At 65.2% G+C, this 16,687-nt stretch carries 15 protein-coding genes; 3 read left to right on the forward strand and 12 right to left on the reverse strand.

The window, feature by feature from the left end; genetic code table 11:
• Positions 1-7: 7 nt before the first annotated feature.
• From SR908_RS10210 to tmpA, 8 genes are all read right to left on the reverse strand, one after another.
• Positions 8-712, reverse strand: a complete 705-nt coding sequence (locus SR908_RS10210; protein ID WP_246922554.1) for an ABC transporter permease — start codon at positions 710-712, stop codon at positions 8-10.
• A gap of 66 nt (positions 713-778) precedes the next feature.
• Positions 779-1,567, reverse strand: a complete 789-nt coding sequence (locus SR908_RS10215; RefSeq protein WP_246922551.1) for a transporter substrate-binding domain-containing protein — start codon at positions 1,565-1,567, stop codon at positions 779-781.
• A gap of 76 nt (positions 1,568-1,643) precedes the next feature.
• Positions 1,644-2,411 (reverse strand): ATP-binding cassette domain-containing protein, encoded by a 768-nt coding sequence (locus tag SR908_RS10220; RefSeq protein WP_246922549.1) that lies wholly within the window; start codon positions 2,409-2,411, stop codon positions 1,644-1,646.
• 62 nt (positions 2,412-2,473) lie between these two features.
• Positions 2,474-3,664 (reverse strand): pyridoxal phosphate-dependent aminotransferase, encoded by a 1,191-nt coding sequence (locus tag SR908_RS10225; protein WP_246922546.1) that lies wholly within the window; start codon positions 3,662-3,664, stop codon positions 2,474-2,476.
• Between the two features lie 30 nt (positions 3,665-3,694).
• Positions 3,695-4,636 carry an ABC transporter substrate-binding protein gene (locus SR908_RS10230; protein WP_246922544.1) on the reverse strand — a complete coding sequence of 314 codons (942 nt, stop codon included), beginning with the start codon at positions 4,634-4,636 and terminating at the stop codon, positions 3,695-3,697.
• Positions 4,637-4,662: 26 nt separating this feature from the next.
• The gene (locus SR908_RS10235) at positions 4,663-6,255 is read right to left on the reverse strand and encodes a 5-guanidino-2-oxopentanoate decarboxylase (protein WP_246922542.1); all 1,593 of its coding nucleotides are present in this window, start codon (positions 6,253-6,255) and stop codon (positions 4,663-4,665) included.
• Positions 6,252-6,830 (reverse strand): HD domain-containing protein, encoded by a 579-nt coding sequence (locus SR908_RS10240; protein WP_246922540.1) that lies wholly within the window; start codon positions 6,828-6,830, stop codon positions 6,252-6,254. Before SR908_RS10240 ends, SR908_RS10235 begins: the two co-directional genes overlap by 4 nt.
• A complete protein-coding gene (tmpA, locus tag SR908_RS10245; protein WP_246922537.1) occupies positions 6,827-7,990 on the reverse strand; it encodes a 2-trimethylaminoethylphosphonate dioxygenase in 1,164 nt (387 codons plus the stop codon). The genes SR908_RS10240 and tmpA overlap by 4 nt, the downstream gene beginning before the upstream one ends.
• A 128-nt stretch (positions 7,991-8,118) precedes the next feature.
• On the opposite strand from tmpA, the gene SR908_RS10250 reads away from it, so the two are divergent.
• Together SR908_RS10250 and SR908_RS10255 are read left to right on the forward strand one after the other, a co-directional pair.
• On the forward strand, positions 8,119-9,132 hold the full coding sequence (locus SR908_RS10250; RefSeq protein WP_246922535.1) for a GlxA family transcriptional regulator: 1,014 nt from the start codon (positions 8,119-8,121) through the stop codon (positions 9,130-9,132).
• A gap of 67 nt (positions 9,133-9,199) precedes the next feature.
• A complete protein-coding gene (locus SR908_RS10255; RefSeq protein ID WP_246922533.1) occupies positions 9,200-9,871 on the forward strand; it encodes a fumarylacetoacetate hydrolase family protein in 672 nt (223 codons plus the stop codon).
• Positions 9,872-9,890: 19 nt separating this feature from the next.
• On the opposite strand, the gene speA is transcribed toward SR908_RS10255, so the two are convergent.
• From speA to SR908_RS10275, 4 genes are all read right to left on the reverse strand, one after another.
• On the reverse strand, positions 9,891-11,792 hold the full coding sequence (gene speA, locus SR908_RS10260; RefSeq protein WP_246922531.1) for a biosynthetic arginine decarboxylase: 1,902 nt from the start codon (positions 11,790-11,792) through the stop codon (positions 9,891-9,893).
• Positions 11,793-11,885: 93 nt separating this feature from the next.
• Positions 11,886-12,191, reverse strand: coding sequence for a hypothetical protein (locus SR908_RS10265; protein WP_246922529.1), 306 nt, complete (start codon positions 12,189-12,191; stop codon positions 11,886-11,888).
• Between the two features lie 81 nt (positions 12,192-12,272).
• A complete protein-coding gene (locus SR908_RS10270; protein ID WP_097023440.1) occupies positions 12,273-13,250 on the reverse strand; it encodes a homoserine kinase in 978 nt (325 codons plus the stop codon).
• 96 nt (positions 13,251-13,346) lie between these two features.
• Positions 13,347-13,625 (reverse strand): DUF2782 domain-containing protein, encoded by a 279-nt coding sequence (locus tag SR908_RS10275; RefSeq protein WP_246922527.1) that lies wholly within the window; start codon positions 13,623-13,625, stop codon positions 13,347-13,349.
• A gap of 180 nt (positions 13,626-13,805) precedes the next feature.
• Between SR908_RS10275 and polA the strand changes: the two genes are divergently transcribed.
• Positions 13,806-16,577: a DNA polymerase I gene (polA, locus tag SR908_RS10280; protein WP_246922525.1), complete on the forward strand. Its 2,772-nt coding sequence runs from the start codon at positions 13,806-13,808 to the stop codon at positions 16,575-16,577.
• Positions 16,578-16,687 lie beyond the last annotated feature (110 nt).

A 16,687-nucleotide genomic window follows, 5' to 3' on the forward strand; every position in this document is an offset into this window, starting at 1 on the left:
GGTGCTCCTAGGTGCTGGGTTGGCCGCGGCGGACGTAACGCTCCGCGCGGGCGAACAAGGCGTTGGAACCCAGCGTCATGACCAGGTACAGCGCCCCGGCGAGCGCGTAGAACAGGGCATAGTCGCGTGTGCTGGCGGCCGCCTGCTGAGCGGTGAAGAACAATTCTTCGAAGCCGATCACGCTGATCAACGCGGTGTCCTTGACCAGGATCAGCCACAGGTTGGACATCCCGGGCAGGGCGTTGGGCAGCATGCCAGGGAGCACGATGCGGTAAAAACGTGTTAGGCGCGAAAAGCCATAGGCATCGGCGGCTTCCAGCTGCCCTTTGGGGATTGCCTGGATGGCACCACGGAATACTTCGGTCATGTAGGCGCCCTGCACGAAGGCGAGCACACCCACGGCGGTGACGAAGCCGCTAATCTCGATGTGCGTATCGCCGCCGAATTCGGCGAGCAAGGCGTTGAGCGCCTGGCTGCCGGCGTAATACAGCAGGATGATCAACAGTAATTCGGGAATGGCGCGGACCAGCGTGGAATACGCCGTGCCCAGGGCGCGCAGAGGGCGCCAGGGGCTGAGTCGCGCGGTGGCGCCAATGAGCCCGAGGCCGAGCCCGATGGCATAAGCCAGCAAGGCGATTTCCAGGGTTACCAGAGCGCCTTGCAGGATCGGGCCGAGCCATTCCAGCAGGCCATCGCTATGATCGCTTGGCATGGTCGAATCTCGCAGTATCGGAACGGGACCGGCCGGGCATGCCCGGCCGGAGGATCGCGAGGCGGATTAACCGCCGCAGATGTCGGTACCGAAGTACTGCTGGGAGAGCTCGGCGCAGCGACCGCTGTCGAGCACGCTGGCGATCGCGGCGTTGAGATTGTCGCGTAGGGCGTCGTCTTCCTGTCGCAGGCCGATGCCCACGCCGTCGCCGAAGGCATCGTCACGCGGTGCGGTGGCGCGGACCTCGAAGTCTTGCGCAGCATCGCGCTCGACGAATTCCGTCATGGCGATCTCGTCGGCCAGAATGACACCGACGCGTCCGGCGAGCAGGTCGCGGTTGGCCTGTTCCTGCTGATCGTAGACCTTGAGCTCGACCCCGGTGTCGGCCAGCGAGCGACGCGCGAAGGTGGCATTGGTGGTCGAGCCCTGAACGCCGAGGATCTTGCCGTTCAGGTCGTCGGGAATTTGCATGTCGTTGGCCTTGGCGGTGACATACGCCGAGGGTGTGAAGTAGTACGGGTCGCTGAAGGCGATGACCCGCTTGCGCTTCTCGGTGATCGACAGCGAATTCATGATCATGTCGATCTTGCCGCTGTTGAGGGCCGGGAAGATCCCGCTCCAGCCCGTCGGGGTTATTTCGCAGGCGGCGTCCATCTGCGCGCAGATCGCCTGGCCCAGCTCGACCTCGAAGCCGGTCCAACTGCCATCGGCATCCTTGTAGGTGAACGGCGGGTAGGGCTCCGCGGAGATGCCGATCTTGAGCGGTTCGTCCGCCATCGCCGAGGTCGCGCCCAGGGCCAGCAGGACAATGCCCGCTGTCTGCATCAAGGTCGCTTTCAGTTGCTTGATCATCATGGTTCCCCATCGTTGTTGTATCGGGCCGGTGTGGCCCGGGATGATATGGCGCCTTGGGTGGCGCCACGTGAAAGGCTCAGGCCACGCTCGAGACGAACTGACGGCAGCGCTCGCTGGTCGCGTTCTCGAAGACATGATGCGGCGTGCCGATTTCCTCGACGCAGCCTTGGTGCAAGAACGCCACCTGGTGCGAGACGTCGCGCGCGAAGCCCATCTCGTGCGTGACCAGCAGCATGGTGCGGCCTTCCTCGGCGAGGCTTTGAATGACCGCGAGCACATCGCCGACGAGCTCCGGGTCGAGCGCCGAGGTGGGCTCGTCGAACAGCAGCACGCGTGGCTCCATGGCCAGGGCCCGGGCGATGGCCACACGCTGTTGCTGTCCGCCGGAGAGGTAGGCGGGATACTGATCGCGCTTGTCGCTCATGCCGACCCGCGCCAGGTAATGCTCACCGAGTGACGTGGCGTCGCGCTTGTTCAAGCCGCGCACGCGCATGGGGGCCTCGATGACGTTGCCGAGCACGCTCAAATGTGGCCATAGATTGAATTGCTGAAAGACCATGCTGACCCGCATGCGCAGGCGTTGTAGTTGGCGCCGGTCGGATCGGTGGTGGTGAGCGTGTGAAAACGCCAGCGACTCGCCAGCGATGGTCAGGTCGCCGCTGTCGGGCGTTTCGAGAAGGTTCATGCAGCGCAGCAAGGTGCTCTTGCCGGAGCCACTGGAGCCGATGATCGAGGCCACGTGGCCTTCGCGCACGTCGAGCGAGACGTCCTTGATGACCTCTAGCTCGGCGTAGCGCTTGACCAGGTGGCGGGCCTCGATGGCCAGGTTATTGTGATTAGCCATACCCCTCCTGCAATGAGTGGAAAGATGGCGGCCCGGGTACTGTCACCGGACCGCGCGTACGGTCATGCTTCGGCTGTCGCGCGGCATTCGGCGGCGCAACGCGAAAGGCGCCGACAGGCCTCGCGCAGGCGTTCGGCGTCCACCGTCAAGCTCAAGCGCACGAAGCCGGACGCCGACGGGCCGAAGGCGTCCCCGGCGAGCACCGAGACGCCCTGGGTGTCGAGCAAGCGGTCGGCGAAGGCCTGTGCCGACAGCCCGGTGCGGCGAATGTCGACCATCATGAACATGCCGGCCGCGGGGCGCAGCGCCTCGACGGTATCGTCGTCGGCGAGCACCTCGAGCACGGTGTCACGGCGCGTTCGGTAGGCCTGGCGCATCTCGTCGAGTGCGGCGGGCGGATGGGCCAGGGCCTCGCAGGCGGCATCCTGGATGAAATCGGGGCTGCCATAGAGCATGCACAGCGCCAGGTGAGTCAGGTGCTGGATCAAGGGCGCTGGCCCGATCACCCAGCCCAGACGCCAGCCGGTCATGGCATGCGATTTGGACAGGCTGCTGACGATGGCGGTGCGCTCACGCATGCCGGGGAGGCTATCCGGCGAGAGATGTTCGCCATCGTGGATCAACTCGGCATAGACCTCGTCGGAGAGCAGCCACAGGTCGTGCTCGCGGCATAACGCGGCCAGCGCCGCCCAGTGGTCGCGACTCAGCACCTGGCCGGTGGGGTTGTGCGGGCTGTTGAGCAGCAGCGCTCGGGTGCGCGGCGTGACCGCGGCGGCAAACTCCGCGGGGTCGGGCTGAAAGTCGTTCGCCGCACGCAACGGCACGCGCACCAGGGTCGCCCCCGCGGCTTGCAGCGCCGCCTCGTAGGTCACGTACATCGGCTCGGGCACGATCACTTCGTCGCCGGGGTCGAGCACGCATTGCGCCACCGCATACAGGCCGCACTGCGCACCGGCCATGACCGCGATATTATCGGCCTGGGTCTCCGGCGCGCCGCCGGTTTGGCGGTGCTGGCGAGCGATCAGCTCGCGAAGCCGCACCTTGCCCTGTACATCGGCATAGTGCGTGGCGCCAGCGCGCAGGCTATCGACCGCGCTGTCGACGATCGGCGTCGGCGTGGTGAAATCCGGATCGCCCACCGAGAGGATGATCACGTCCTCGCCCGCGGCCTGACGCGCCAGGGCGCGGTAGTGGATGTCCCAAGCGGCGGCGCCTTCACCGGCGATGCGCTGGGTCAGTCGGGAATAGTGCATGCAGCTTCCTCGTTAGCGTCGTCGGTGCGGTTATAGGCTAGCCTTGACCGCTTCCAGGCCCGGTTCGCCGTCACGCGTGGTGACGCCTTCGAGGAACTCGGCCAACTCGTCAGGATGGTTTTGCAACCACTCGTGAGCCACCGTCTCGAGCTCGCGCTCTTCCAGGCCGTATTCGCGAATGAAGTCGCTTTGTTGCTCGGCGGTCAGCACGAATTGGTCGAGCAGGCGCATGAGGTTGGGGTTGGCCTCGCTGAAGGACTTGGCGACGATGGTGCGCACGTCGCTGCGGCCCTGGTTCTCGCCATAGATGCCTTCAGGATCGTCGAGGATATGCATGTCGAATTCCGGCACCATCCAGTGCGGCGTCCAGCCGTAGAAGGCGACCCAGCGCTTTTCGTCGTAGGCGCTGCGCACGGCGCTGAGCATTCCTGGTGTCGAGGACTCCAGCATTTCCCAGTCGCCCAGGCCGTAGGTGTCGTTGCGTTTGGCGTCGTTGATGAAGTCGCTGACCGTCGAGCCGGATTCGATGGAATAGTAGCGCCCGTCGAAACGTTCGCGGTTCTCGGGGTCGTCGAGCTGCTCGGCGCTGGTCACGCCGGCATCATACACGTAGCCGGGGACCGCGAAGCCCATGCGCGCGCCGGTGACGTTGTTGCCCAGGTCGACGATAGTGCCGTCGTCCATCGCGGCGTCGAAGCTGTCCTGCTGGGCGGGGAGCCAGCCGGCGAGAAAAACGTCGCTGTCGCCGGTTTGCAAGGTCTTGTAGCCCACCGTGCTGCTGAGCTCCTGGCGCTCGTTGGTATAGCCTAGCGGGGCCAGGATCTGCGCCATGATTTCGGTCTTGACCGTGACGCCGGGCCACGGCGGAGCGACGAAGGAGACCTGAGTGGCCTCGTCGGTGGCGGCATTGGCGTGAGCTACCAAAGGCAGCAGGGCAAGGGCGGCCATCAGCCGCGTGGTGGTGCGTCGCATGATCTCTCCTGGTGAATACGATGAATTCAAGCGGACCATTGGTGGGCCTCGACGTCGATCAGAGTGGGGCCCGGTGCCTGGCGCGAGGCCTGCAGCGCCTGGTGCAGCGCGGCGGGCGTCGAGACCCGCACGCCGTAACAGTCGAGCGACTTGGCCAGTGTCACGAAGTCCGGTGCGGGCAGGTCGACGCCGAGACGCGGAACGTCCTGGGCGTCCATGTAACGACGAATCTCGCCATAGCCGGCGTTATTCCAGATCACGATCGCCAGGGGAACGCCGCTATCGCGCGCGGTGGCAAGTTCGCCGAGGGTGAACATCAGCCCGCCGTCTCCGACCAGCGCGATCACCGGTCGCTCGGGCACGCCCAGGGCCGCGCCCAGCGCAGCGGGCAGGCCGTAGCCGAGCGTGCCGTAGCCGGTGGCGGAATTGAACCAACGGCGTGGTGCGGGCATCTCGGTGATGAAATTACCGGCATACACCGGGCCGGTGGAATCGCCGACGATGGTGGCGTTGGGCAACGCCTCGCGCAGGGTGTCGAGGAAATCGGCGTAGGGCGCGACATCCTCGGCGTCACGCAGTGCCAGTGCCGCCCGGGTGTCGGCGACGCGGGCGGCGCCCTCGCGCGTGGCCTGATGGGGCAGGCGTTCGAGCAATCCCAGGGCCACTTCTCCGACGTCGGCCAGCAGGGCGAGATCGGCGGCCTGGTTGCGCGCCAGCTGCTGCGCGTCGATATCCACGCGGATCAGCCGGCCGTCGAGGTGGAAGCCGCCATCGAAGGTCAGGTCGTAGTCAGTCTCACCGAGTTCGGTGCCCAGCGCCAGCACCACATCGGCGTGGCGGGCGAGTTCGCGGCCGGCGGGGAGGCTCGCGCAGGCGCCGAGGTCGAGCGGGTGATCGCATCCCAGCACGCCCTTGGCGTTGATGGTGGTCATGGCGGGAGCGTCGAGGCGTTCGACCAGGGTGCGTACCGCGTCGCCGGCAGCGACGCAGCCGCCCCCCAGCAGCACCAGAGGACGTTCGGCGTCGGCGAGCCAGTCGGCGGCCCAGGCCAGTGCGGCATCGGGAGCCGTCGGCGGAAAGACCTCGGCGATGCGCGGCCGGGTCTCGGGCGCGGGCAAGGCCATCACGTCGAGCGGGATTTCGATGTGCACGGGGCCGGGGCGGGCGCTCTTGAAGACGGCAAAGGCGCGTCCCAGCACCTCGGGCAGGGCCTCGGGCGTCTGCAGGGTATGGCTGAACACGCTGACCCCCGACAGGGTGTGTTGCTGATCGGGCAGTTCGTGCAGGCGGCCCTGGCCACGACCCAGGGTGTCGCGCCGATTGACGCTGGAGATCACCAGCATGGGCACCGAGTCGGCGAGTGCCTGGCCCATGGCGGTGGCGATGTTGGTCATGCCCGGGCCGCTGATGATGAAGCAGGCGGCCGGCTTGCCGGTCGCGCGGGCGTAACCGTCGGCCATGAAGCCGGCCCCTTGCTCGTGGCGCGGCGTCACGTGGCGCAGACCGCTGTCGGGCAGACCGCGATACAGCTCGACGGTATGCACGCCGGGGATGCCGAAGACGGTCTCGATGCCGTGAGCGACGAGCAGCTCGAGAAGGCGATGGGCGCACTGGGTCATGCCGGGTCCTCGACGCTGGTGGTTTCGCCAAACGGCGGACGTGACATGACACGCTCGACCATGGGCATGAAATCCTCGAGGGGGCGAGTGGGGTAGTTGGGGTCGAAGGCGCACTGGTCCCACTCATCGCAGAAGCGCACGGTGCGCGCGTAGGCGGGATGATCGCGATAGGCCTCGCGAGCGTGAGGATCCAAGCCGTAGAAGGCGCGGTAGTGATAGCCCTGAAACAGCTCGTGATGACGAATCATCCACACATTGAGCGGATCGATGAAGGGTTCGAGAATCGCTGCGGCAATTTCCGCATGATTGGCGGGGGCCAGGTCATCGCCGATGTCATGGAGCAGGGCGCAGACCACGGTTTCCTCGTCGGCACCGGCCTCCAGTGCGCGGGTGGCGGTTTGCAGGCAATGTTCGTAGCGGTCGACCGGGTAGCCGTGGGTATCGCCCTTGAGGCGCAACAGGTGCGCGAGCACGCGTCGGCTGGCATCGTTCTGGTAGTGCTGGAAATGCGCGTCGATCAATGCCCAGTCGCCGCGGGTGCTTTCATCGAAACGGGTGAAGGTCGCCTGGTTCATGAGGTGACTCCTTGGGCGGATCGCGGTGCGGCGTCATTGGCACTGCCGGCGAGCTGGGCGCCGAGAACGCGTCGCCGGCTGGCGGTGCTGTCGCGGTCGACATAGCCCTGGCGCAGGTGACGTACGCCCCCCTCGAGCTGGTACGCGGTGCGGCCATGCAGCAGCCGATAATTGTCCATGATCAGCATGTCGCCTGGACCGAGCTTGAGATGCACGGTCAGCGCCTCGTCGGTGATCAAGCGATAGAAGCGTTGACGCGCGGCGTAGTAACGCTCAAGCAGCGCCGCGTCGTGGGCCGCGATGCGTTCGGTGCGGTTGGAGTAGCGCACGCGCGCCAGTCGCCCTTGGCTATCGAGTTCGATCAGCGGACCTTCGCTTTCCAGGTCGGTGGTGGCGTCGGTATAGCGAAACTGCGTCGAGAGACGCGCCAGGCAGTCGAAATCTTCGGGCGCTTCGGCCTTGAGACGCTGCGCCGCCATGAAGCCGTCGGTGAGCGTGCTGTCGCCCCCGGCGGCGGCGTTGCTCAGACAATGCAGCCAGATGTAGCCGGGAATCGGATCACGATAGGGATTGTCGGTGTGCGGCTCGAGCCCGCGTTGCGTCATGGTCAGATCGTATGCGTTGGCCACCGATTTGACGTCGGCGATGCCACCCCAGTTGGTGCGGCGTAGCGGGCCGATGCGGTCGATCAACGGCTGCATGCCGTCCTCCTCGCAGGGTACGCCGCTGACCTTGACGAAGCCGTAGCGGTGCAAGTCTTCGAGCATCGCCAGTAGGGCGCCGTCGTCCTCGAGCGCCGCGTCGAAGGTGGCTTGGGGCAGCGTCTCGAGCTCGGCGTCCCATAAGCTGAGTCCGGGCGCGACGCCCGCACTGTCGGGCGCTGCGGCGGCGAGCAACTCATCTAGCGCGTAGGCGGTAACGTGACCATCGCTGAAGCACACGTGCAGGGTCTGCGCGTCGAAACTCGCCGATTCGACGTGCAATGTCAGCGACAGTTGGGAGGCTTCGATCAAGCGCTGCCCGGTGCGGGTATCGAGCGTGGTCGCGTCCGGCGCTCGCTCACGCAACCAGAGGGCGGCGAATTCATGCCGCTGGCCGGCGGCGTGCAGAATGAGACGGCGCCCTTCGTCCTGGAGTTCGACGTCGGCGGAAATGGACATGAACGATGCTCTCCACTGCTGGCATGGGGTCGACTGCCCCGGCGTATGTGCCAAGGCGTTTCCCTACCCTAGGCGGATTGATCGAACGGGATTTGCACTAATTCGCCATTTAATAGACGATTTTAGCCATGAGTGAGCATACCCAAACCGATTGGCCCTATCCCCGTCCCGAGCAACCCCCGGTTCCCAAGCCCGGCGACGCGGCGCATACCGTGAACGTCTGGCTGGTGCCCAACTTCTCGATGTTGACGCTTTTTTGCCTGCTCGAGCCGTTACGCGTGGCCAACCGCTTTGGTCGCGAGCTGTTCGCTTGGCGGTTGCTCTCGGCGGATGGCGAAGCGGTCGTGGCTAGCAACGGTGTGCGCATCGAAGTCGAGGGTGCTCTGGCAGAGCACGCCCTCGGCGATTTGCTGATGGTGATTTCCTCGTACGAGGCAGAAGTCAGCGTGACCGGCGCCGAGCGTGCGGTGCTGCGCCACGTCGCGGCACATGGCGGGCGTGTCGGTGGGCTCGATACCGGGCCGTTCATCCTCGCCCGGGCAGGATTGCTCGACCAGCATCGCGTGGCGCTGCATTGGGAGAGCGTGCCGGCCTTCCGTGCGGAGTTTCCGCATATCCGCGTCAGCGAAGCGCGCTTCGAATTCGCCGGGCAGCGCTTGACCGGCTCCGGCGGCGCGGCGGGCATCGACATGATGCTGCAATGGATCGAACACGATTACGGACCGGCGCTGGCCAATGCCGTCGGACGTCAGCTCGTGCACCAGCGCGTTTCCGAGGAGGAGGCCTGGAAAGCCGGCGCGGCGCGTACCCTGGAAGATTTGCCGCGCAGCGTGGTGCGCGCGCTGGCGGTGATGGAAACCCACCTCGATCAGGTCTTGTCGATTCCCGAGATATGTCGCCTGATCGGCCAGTCCCAGCGCCAGTTGACGCGCCTGTTCATGGCACATTTCGGTGAGACGCCCAAGCAGTGCTATTTAGGCATGCGTCTCGACTATGCGCGGCGCTTGCTCGCCGATAGTCGCTGCCGGGTGACCGAGGCCGCCTTGACCAGCGGCTTCATGCATTTGGCACACTTCTCGCGCGTCTACCAGGCACGTTTCGGTGAGCGGCCCAGCGCGACGGCCGAGCGAGGCACCGTGTGACGCGTCGGCGGTCGCGTTAGACTCGAGTCTTCGCGCCGCGGCGCTTTATCGTTTTTGAGGAGTCTGCATGTCCGCCCAACCCTTCGTGACCCGCCTGGCCGATGGCGGCGTTTTCCCCCATATGCTGGGCAAGATCGTCTGCGTGGGGCGCAACTACGCTGAGCATGCCCGCGAACTCGACAATCCGGTGCCCAGCGCGCCGCTGTTGTTTATCAAGCCTGCCACCAGCGCGGTGCCCATGGCACGTGACATCTCCGAGCAATTCACGCGTGGCGAGGTGCATTTCGAGACGGAATTGGCGCTATTGATCGGCAAGCGTCTGTGCGGGGCGAGTGCAGAGGTCGCGCAGCAAGCGGTCGCGGGCCTCGGGCTGGCGCTGGATTTGACGCTGCGCGACGTGCAGTCGCAATTGAAGGAAAAAGGCCACCCCTGGGAAGTCGCCAAGGCTTTCGACGGTGCCTGCCCGCTGTCGCCGTTCGTGGCGTTGGATGAGGTGCCCGACTGGGCGGCGTTGCGCTTCACGCTGGAGATCGACGGCGAGCGCCGCCAGACCGGCGAGACGCGCGACATGCTGTTCGCCATCCCCGAGCTGCTGGCCGAGATGTCGCGGCACTTCACGCTGCAGCCCGGCGATGTGGTGCTCACCGGCACGCCCGCGGGGGTCGGGCCCTTACCCCGCAATGCTCAGCTGTCGCTGTGGGGCTCGTTCGGGCTGGAGGCGTCCACGCAGACGCGGTGATCTGCGGGCGGCGTCACGCTCACTCCAGATAGGTGTAGCCTTCCAGGCCGGCGGCGAGATCGCGCATGAAGTCGTCGCGCTGGGCATCGCTCAGCGCGCTGTTTTTGAGCTGGCGCGATAGACGCTGGCTGAGTTCGTCGGCATCGAAGTTCACGTAACGCAGCACGTCGGCGACGGTATCGCCCTGCTGGTGATTGCTGAGCTGCCATTGGCCGTTAGCGTCCAGCGTGGCGTCCACGGCGTCGGTGTCGCCGAACAAGTTGTGCAGGTCGCCGAGGATCTCCTGATAGGCGCCCACCAGAAACAGCCCCAGCAGCTTGTCCTCGCCATCCTGCCATTCGGGCAGCGGTAGCGTCGCTTCCAGACCCTGGCCGTCGACGTAGCAGTCGATGCGCCCGTCGCTGTCACAGGTGATGTCCTGGATCACGCCGCGCCGTGTGGGCGGTCGGTCCAGGCCAGTGAGCGGCAGCACCGGGAAGACCTGGTTGATGCCCCAGACGTCGGGCACCGACTGGAACAGCGAGAAGTTGACGAACAACTTGTCGGCGAGCTTCTCGGCGAGCTCATCGGCGATTTCGCGATGGGCGCGGTTGCGCGGATCGAGCTGTGCGCTCAGGCGTCGGCAGGCGGCGAAGTAGACCGTCTCGCCCTCGGCGCGCGCGTCGAGGCTCGCCAGGCCCAGCACGAAGCGATCCTGCAGTTCGCCAATGGCCTGCGCCAGGTCATGGTAGGCCTCGGCGAGGCCGCGCGGTTCCTGCGTGGTGTCCAGCTTGGCGTGTACGCGCCACAACTCGTCGAGCTCGGCATCGCCGCCGAGGCGTTGCGTGGGCGCTTCCTCGCTCAAGCGTTCCTCGCCGATGACGTTGGTAATCAGCACCGCGTGATGTGCGGTCAGGGCGCGCCCCGATTCGGAAATCAGATGCGGATGCGGTAAGCCTTCAGCGTCGCAGACCTGACGGAAGGCCCACACCACGTTGCTGGCATATTCATGCATCGAATAGTTGATCGAGCAGAAACTCCGCGAACGGGTGCCTTCGTAGTCGATGCCCAGGCCACCGCCGACGTCGACGGTATCCACCGGGGCGCCCAGGGCGCGCAGGCTTTGATAGACGCGGGCGCATTCACGCAGGCCGCGCTGGATGTCGCGGATGTTGGCGATCTGTGAGCCGAGATGGAAATGCACCAGTTGCAGGCTGGCCAGGGCATCGGCGCTGCGCAGGCGCTCGACCACGTCGAGGATCTGGCTGGCGGTGAGCCCGAACTTGGACTTCTCGCCGCCTGAGTTCTGCCACTTGCCCTTGCCCACCGAGGCTAGTCGTGCGCGTAGGCCGATGCGCGGCGCGACCTGCAGGCGCGCAGCTTCCTCGAGGATCAGCGTGAGTTCGGAATGTTTCTCGACCACCAGGTAGACGCGATGGCCGAGCTTCTCGCCCATCAGCGCCAGACGCACGTACTCGCGGTCCTTGTAGCCATTGCAGACGATCAGCGAGGGCCCATCCCCCGAGAGCGCCAGCACCGCGAGAAGCTCCGGCTTGCTGCCTGCCTCCAAACCTACCCGTCCATGGCCGCGTGCCTGGGTGGCGAGCATTTCTTCCACCACGCGACGCTGCTGATTGACCTTGATGGGATACACGGCGGTGTAGCCGCCGGTGTAGGTTTCATCCTGCATGGCGGTATCGAAGGCGGCGCAAAGTTGCTCGACGCGATCATGGAGGATGTCGGTGAAACGCACCAGCACCGGCAGACGCAAACCCGCGCGGCGCAACTCGTCGACCAGGGCACTGAGCGGCAGGGCAGGGCCGTCGGCGTTGCCGCCCAGCGGGCACACGACGGCATGGCCGGCGTCGTCGACGTCGAAGTAGCCGCTACCCCACTGATCGATGTTGTAGGTGCGGCGGGCCTGATCGGCGGGCGAGGTCATGGCGCACTCCTGGACGGGCCGGTGCGGCCCGGTGAACGAACGGGCTGGCATTATGCCGCTCGCGTGCGGGGCTGCAAAGAGGCGCCGGGGCGTTTAGCGCAGAAGAAACAGCACTCCGAGAGTGGCGGCACTGGCCATGCCGAGATGCGTTAGCGCCTCGCCGAAGGCGGCATCCAGGCGCTCGGAAAGCGGGCCGGTGCGCTGCAGGGCATCACCCAGTAGCGCGCTGCCCAGGCCGAAGGTGAGCATCAGGGCGGGCACCGTGCCTTGGGATTGCCAGGCCAGGGCTGTGAGTGCCAGGGCCAGCGATGCGCAGCCGTAACGCAGGTAGCGATGCTGGGTGGCAGAGACGATGCGAAAGGGCCGTACGGTCGTGACGACGTGCGTGAAGGTGGGCATGAGGTGCTCCCGTCCAGGGCGGAGCGTCGTGCTCCGCCATCAATGACGCTTCCAGCCTATGCCGCGTTTCTTAAAAAAAGCTTACAGCGTGTGTGACGGGCTTGGGCTGGCGGAAGGCAGGGGCGGGGCGCCGTGCTCGAGGCGCTTTAAGAGCATATGGCGGTACTGGCTGGGGTCCTTGGGCGTGAGGTCGTGCGCGGGCGGGTCGACATAGACGACCAGCAGTCGCGAGAGCCAGTAGCGCAATGCCGTCATGCGCAGCATCACCGGCCACAGCGACTGTTCGGTTTCGGTCAGCGGACGGCGCGCTTGGTAAGCGCCGAGGAGCGCCGTGTAGCGAGCATCGTCGAAGTTGCCGTCGGCGGTGCTGGTCCAGTCGTTGACGACGATGGCCAGGTCGAAGAGCAGATCGCCGGTGCAGCCGTTGTAGAAGTCGATGATGCCGCCCAGCCGGTCGCCGTCGAAGAGGGTGTTGTCGCGAAACAGGTCGCCATGAATCGCCCCTTGGGGCAGGTGCGAGGCATCGCCGAAAATGCCCTGATAGGCGTCGATCTCGTCGCCCATCAAGCGCTGATCGGCCTCGGATAGGTAGCTCATGACCTTGTGTTGCGCGCTGGCCAGCCAGTGCAGGTCGCGGGGGTTGGGGCGCTGGCCCTCGAAGCGCTGCGAGACCTTGTGCATGCGTCCCAGGGCATCGCCGAGTTCGCGGCACTGGGCGAGCGTCGGTGATTCGGGATGACGCCCTGGAAGGCGCGGGAACAGCAGCGCCGGACGCTCGGCGAGCTCTTGCAGGGCGACGCCATCACGATCGTGAACGGGCCCTGCGACAGGCAACCGGTGTTCGTCGAGATAGTCGAGCAACGCCACGAAGAAGGGCAGCTCGTCGCTTTCACCCTGCTCGAACAGGGTGAGCACGAAGCGCCCTTGGTCGGTGGTGACGAAGAAGGTGGAGTTCTCCGTACCGCTGGGCACGCCTTCCAGCGTGGTCAACGTGCCGATAGCGAAACGCTCGAGAAAGCGTTCGACCTGGGTCTCGGTCAAAGGAGTGAATACGGCCATGTGTCTCTCGCCCGGGTTGCCAAGCGCGCATTGTAGCGGCTTGTCGCGGGCAGTCCTACCGCCATGCGTGAGGTCGATGATGTGCGGCAGGCAACATCATTCGCCGCCGGAGACCCAGTCGGGCAGCTCGACGCGTGTGGCATCGCGGCGTTCGAAGTTGCCGTCGCCGTCGTCGTCGTAGAGGAAGTAGCTGGCGCCTTGCCGGGGCACGACCTCGATGGCATAGAGCTCGCCGTTGACGCGGTATTCCTTGAGTGTGCGGTTGTCGTCCTGGCGCACGGTGATATCCGGGGACGGCTGAGCGACGGCAAGCGACGCGCTGGCGCCGATAATGAGGCCGAGCCCCAGGCAGAGAACAATAGGTAGACGCTGCATGACGATCTCCTCGGCTGGCGGGGCAAACACGGGGGTATTGCGCCTTGAGCCCATGAGGTAATGAAAGGCCATTATCCCACATCATGCGGGTTCGGCGCATGCGAAGCGGGTTTCGCCTGACGCTGCGCAATGCCTTGCGTATCATGGCAGCATCGCGAATTTCCAATGGATGCTGATGCCATGGCCAACACGCCCCCCATCGTTCTCGTCGACGGCTCGTCGTACTTGTATCGGGCTTTTCACGCCTTGCCGCCGCTGACCACGTCCAAAGGCAATCCCACCGGCGCGGTGAAGGGCGTGCTCAACATGCTCAAGAGCCTGCTCAAGCAGTATCCACAAAGCCCCATGGCGGTGGTCTTCGACGCCAAGGGCAAGACCTTCCGCGACGAGATCTATGCCGAGTACAAGGCGCACCGCCCGCCGATGCCTGACGATCTGAGGCCTCAGGTCGAACCGTTGCACGAGTGCATTCGTGCGCTGGGCCTGCCCCTTTTGTGCATCGAGGGCGTCGAGGCCGACGACGTGATCGGCACCTTGGCGCGCCAGGCCACCGAGGCGGGACGCGACGCGGTGATTTCCACCGGCGACAAGGACATGGCGCAGCTCGTCAATGCCCACATCACGCTGGTCAACACCATGAAGGGCGAGACGCTCGATACGGGCGGCGTCGAGGATAAGTTCGGGATTCCCCCGTCGCTGATCATCGACTACCTGGCGTTGATGGGCGACAAGGTCGACAACATCCCCGGCGTACCGGGTGTCGGCGAGAAGACCGCACTCGGCTTGCTGCAAGGCATGCAAGGCGGACTCGAGACCCTTTACGCCGATCTCGAGCGTATCAAGACCCTGGACTTTCGCGGCGCCAAGACGCTGGGCAAGAAACTCGACGCCAATCGCGATCAGGCCTTCCTGTCCTATCAACTGGCGACGATCAAGACCGATTGCGAGCTACCGGTGGGGCTCGACGATCTGGATATCGCGCACCCCGACCGCGAGGCGCTCAAGGCGCTATACACCGAGCTGGAGTTCAAGAACTGGCTGAACGAGCTGCTCGAGGGGCGTGATGAGGGCGTCGACGATGTCCGCTCGGGCGATGCGGTGGATGCCACGCAGGGCCCTGTGGCGAGCACTACCGAGGCGACTGTGCGGACGGATCACGTCATCGTCACCCGCGAGGACTTCGATGCCTGGCTCGCGCGTCTGAGCGAGGCGGATATCTTTTGCTTCGACCTGGAAACCACCAGCCTCAACTACATGGAGGCCGATATCGTGGGCATCGGCCTGTCACTGGAGCCCGGCGAAGCGGCCTATATCCCGGTGGCGCACAGCTATATCGATGCGCCCGACCAGCTTGATCGCGCCACGGTGCTGGATGCGCTCAAGCCGCTGTGGGAAGACGCCGCCAAGGCCAAGATCGGCCAGAACCTCAAGTACGATATTTCCGTGCTGGCGCGTTATGACATCGAAGTCGCGGGTCGGCTCGAGGACACCATGCTGGCGTCCTATGTGCTCAACGCCACGGCGACGCGCCACGACATGGACTCGCTGGCACTCAAGTATCTCGGCGAGAAGACCATTTCCTTCGAGGAGATCGCCGGCAAGGGCGCCAAGCAGTTGACCTTCGATCAGGTCGCACTCGAAGAAGCTGCGCCCTACGCCTGCGAAGATGTCGACATCACCCTGCGTCTGCACCGTGAATTGCGCCCACGCGTGGACGGTGAAGGCCAGCTGGCGGCGGTGCTGGACGAGATCGAGCTGCCGTTGGTACCGGTGCTCTCGCATATGGAACGCAACGGCGTGGCGCTGGACGCCGAGCGCCTGCATACCCAGAGCCGCGCACTGGATAAACGCTTGCGCGAACTGGAAACCCGCGCCTATGAGCTGGCCGGCCGTGAGTTCAACCTTGGCTCGCCCAAGCAACTCGGCGAGATTCTCTTCGATGAACTCAAGATTCCGGTGCTCAAGAAGACGCCCAAGGGCGCGCCCAGCACCGCCGAGGCAGTGCTCGAGGAACTGGCGCTGGATTATCCGTTGCCCAAGGTGATCATCGAGCATCGCGGCTTCGCCAAGTTGAAGTCGACCTACACCGATAAGCTGCCGCAACTGGTCAATCCCACCACGCGGCGCCTGCACACTAGCTATCATCAGGCCGTGACGGCCACCGGGCGTTTGTCCTCGTCCGATCCCAACCTGCAGAACATTCCCATCCGTACCGAAGAAGGCCGCAAGATCCGCCAGGCCTTCGTCGCGCGCCCCGGCTACCGCATCGTCGCTGCCGACTATTCGCAGATCGAGTTGCGCATCATGGCGCATCTTTCCGGCGACAAGGGGTTGCTCGAGGCCTTCGCCGAGGGGCGCGACATCCACACCGCCACCGCGGCGGAGGTGTTCGGCGTGGCGCTCGACGCCGTCAGTGGCGAGCAACGGCGCAGCGCCAAGGCTATCAACTTCGGTCTGATCTACGGCATGAGTGCCTGGGGGCTGGGGCGGCAGTTGCATATCGAGCGCAATCAGGCGCAGACCTACATCGACCGCTACTTCGACCGTTACCCCGGCGTGGCACGCTTCATGGAGCGTATTCGTGCTCAGGCCGCCGACGATGGTTATGTCGAAACGGTCTTCGGCCGTCGCCTCTATCTGCCTGAGATCAACGCCCAGAACCGGACCCGGCGTCAGGCCACCGAGCGCACCGCCATCAACGCGCCGATGCAGGGTACCGCCGCCGATGTCATCAAACTGGCGATGATCGACGTCGACCGCTGGCTACGCGAGGGCGACTTCGACGCCTGGATGGTGATGCAGGTCCACGACGAACTGGTCTTCGAAGTCGCGGAAAGCCAGGTCGACGCCTTCACCGATGCCATCCGCCAGCGCATGGAAAGCGCCGCCAAGCTCGACGTACCGCTGACCGTCGAAGCCAACGCTGGCGACAACTGGGACGAAGCGCACTGAGGCTGCCATGGGAGATGGCAGGGTGCGAACGTGTCCAGGCAAGTATCGATCAGCCATGCCTCGTTGTTGAGACGAAGCGGGGACAGAAGAGAGAACATGAGTAGTGCCTG

The organism is Chromohalobacter canadensis (assembly GCF_034479555.1).
GTDB lineage: Bacteria > Pseudomonadota > Gammaproteobacteria > Pseudomonadales > Halomonadaceae > Chromohalobacter > Chromohalobacter canadensis.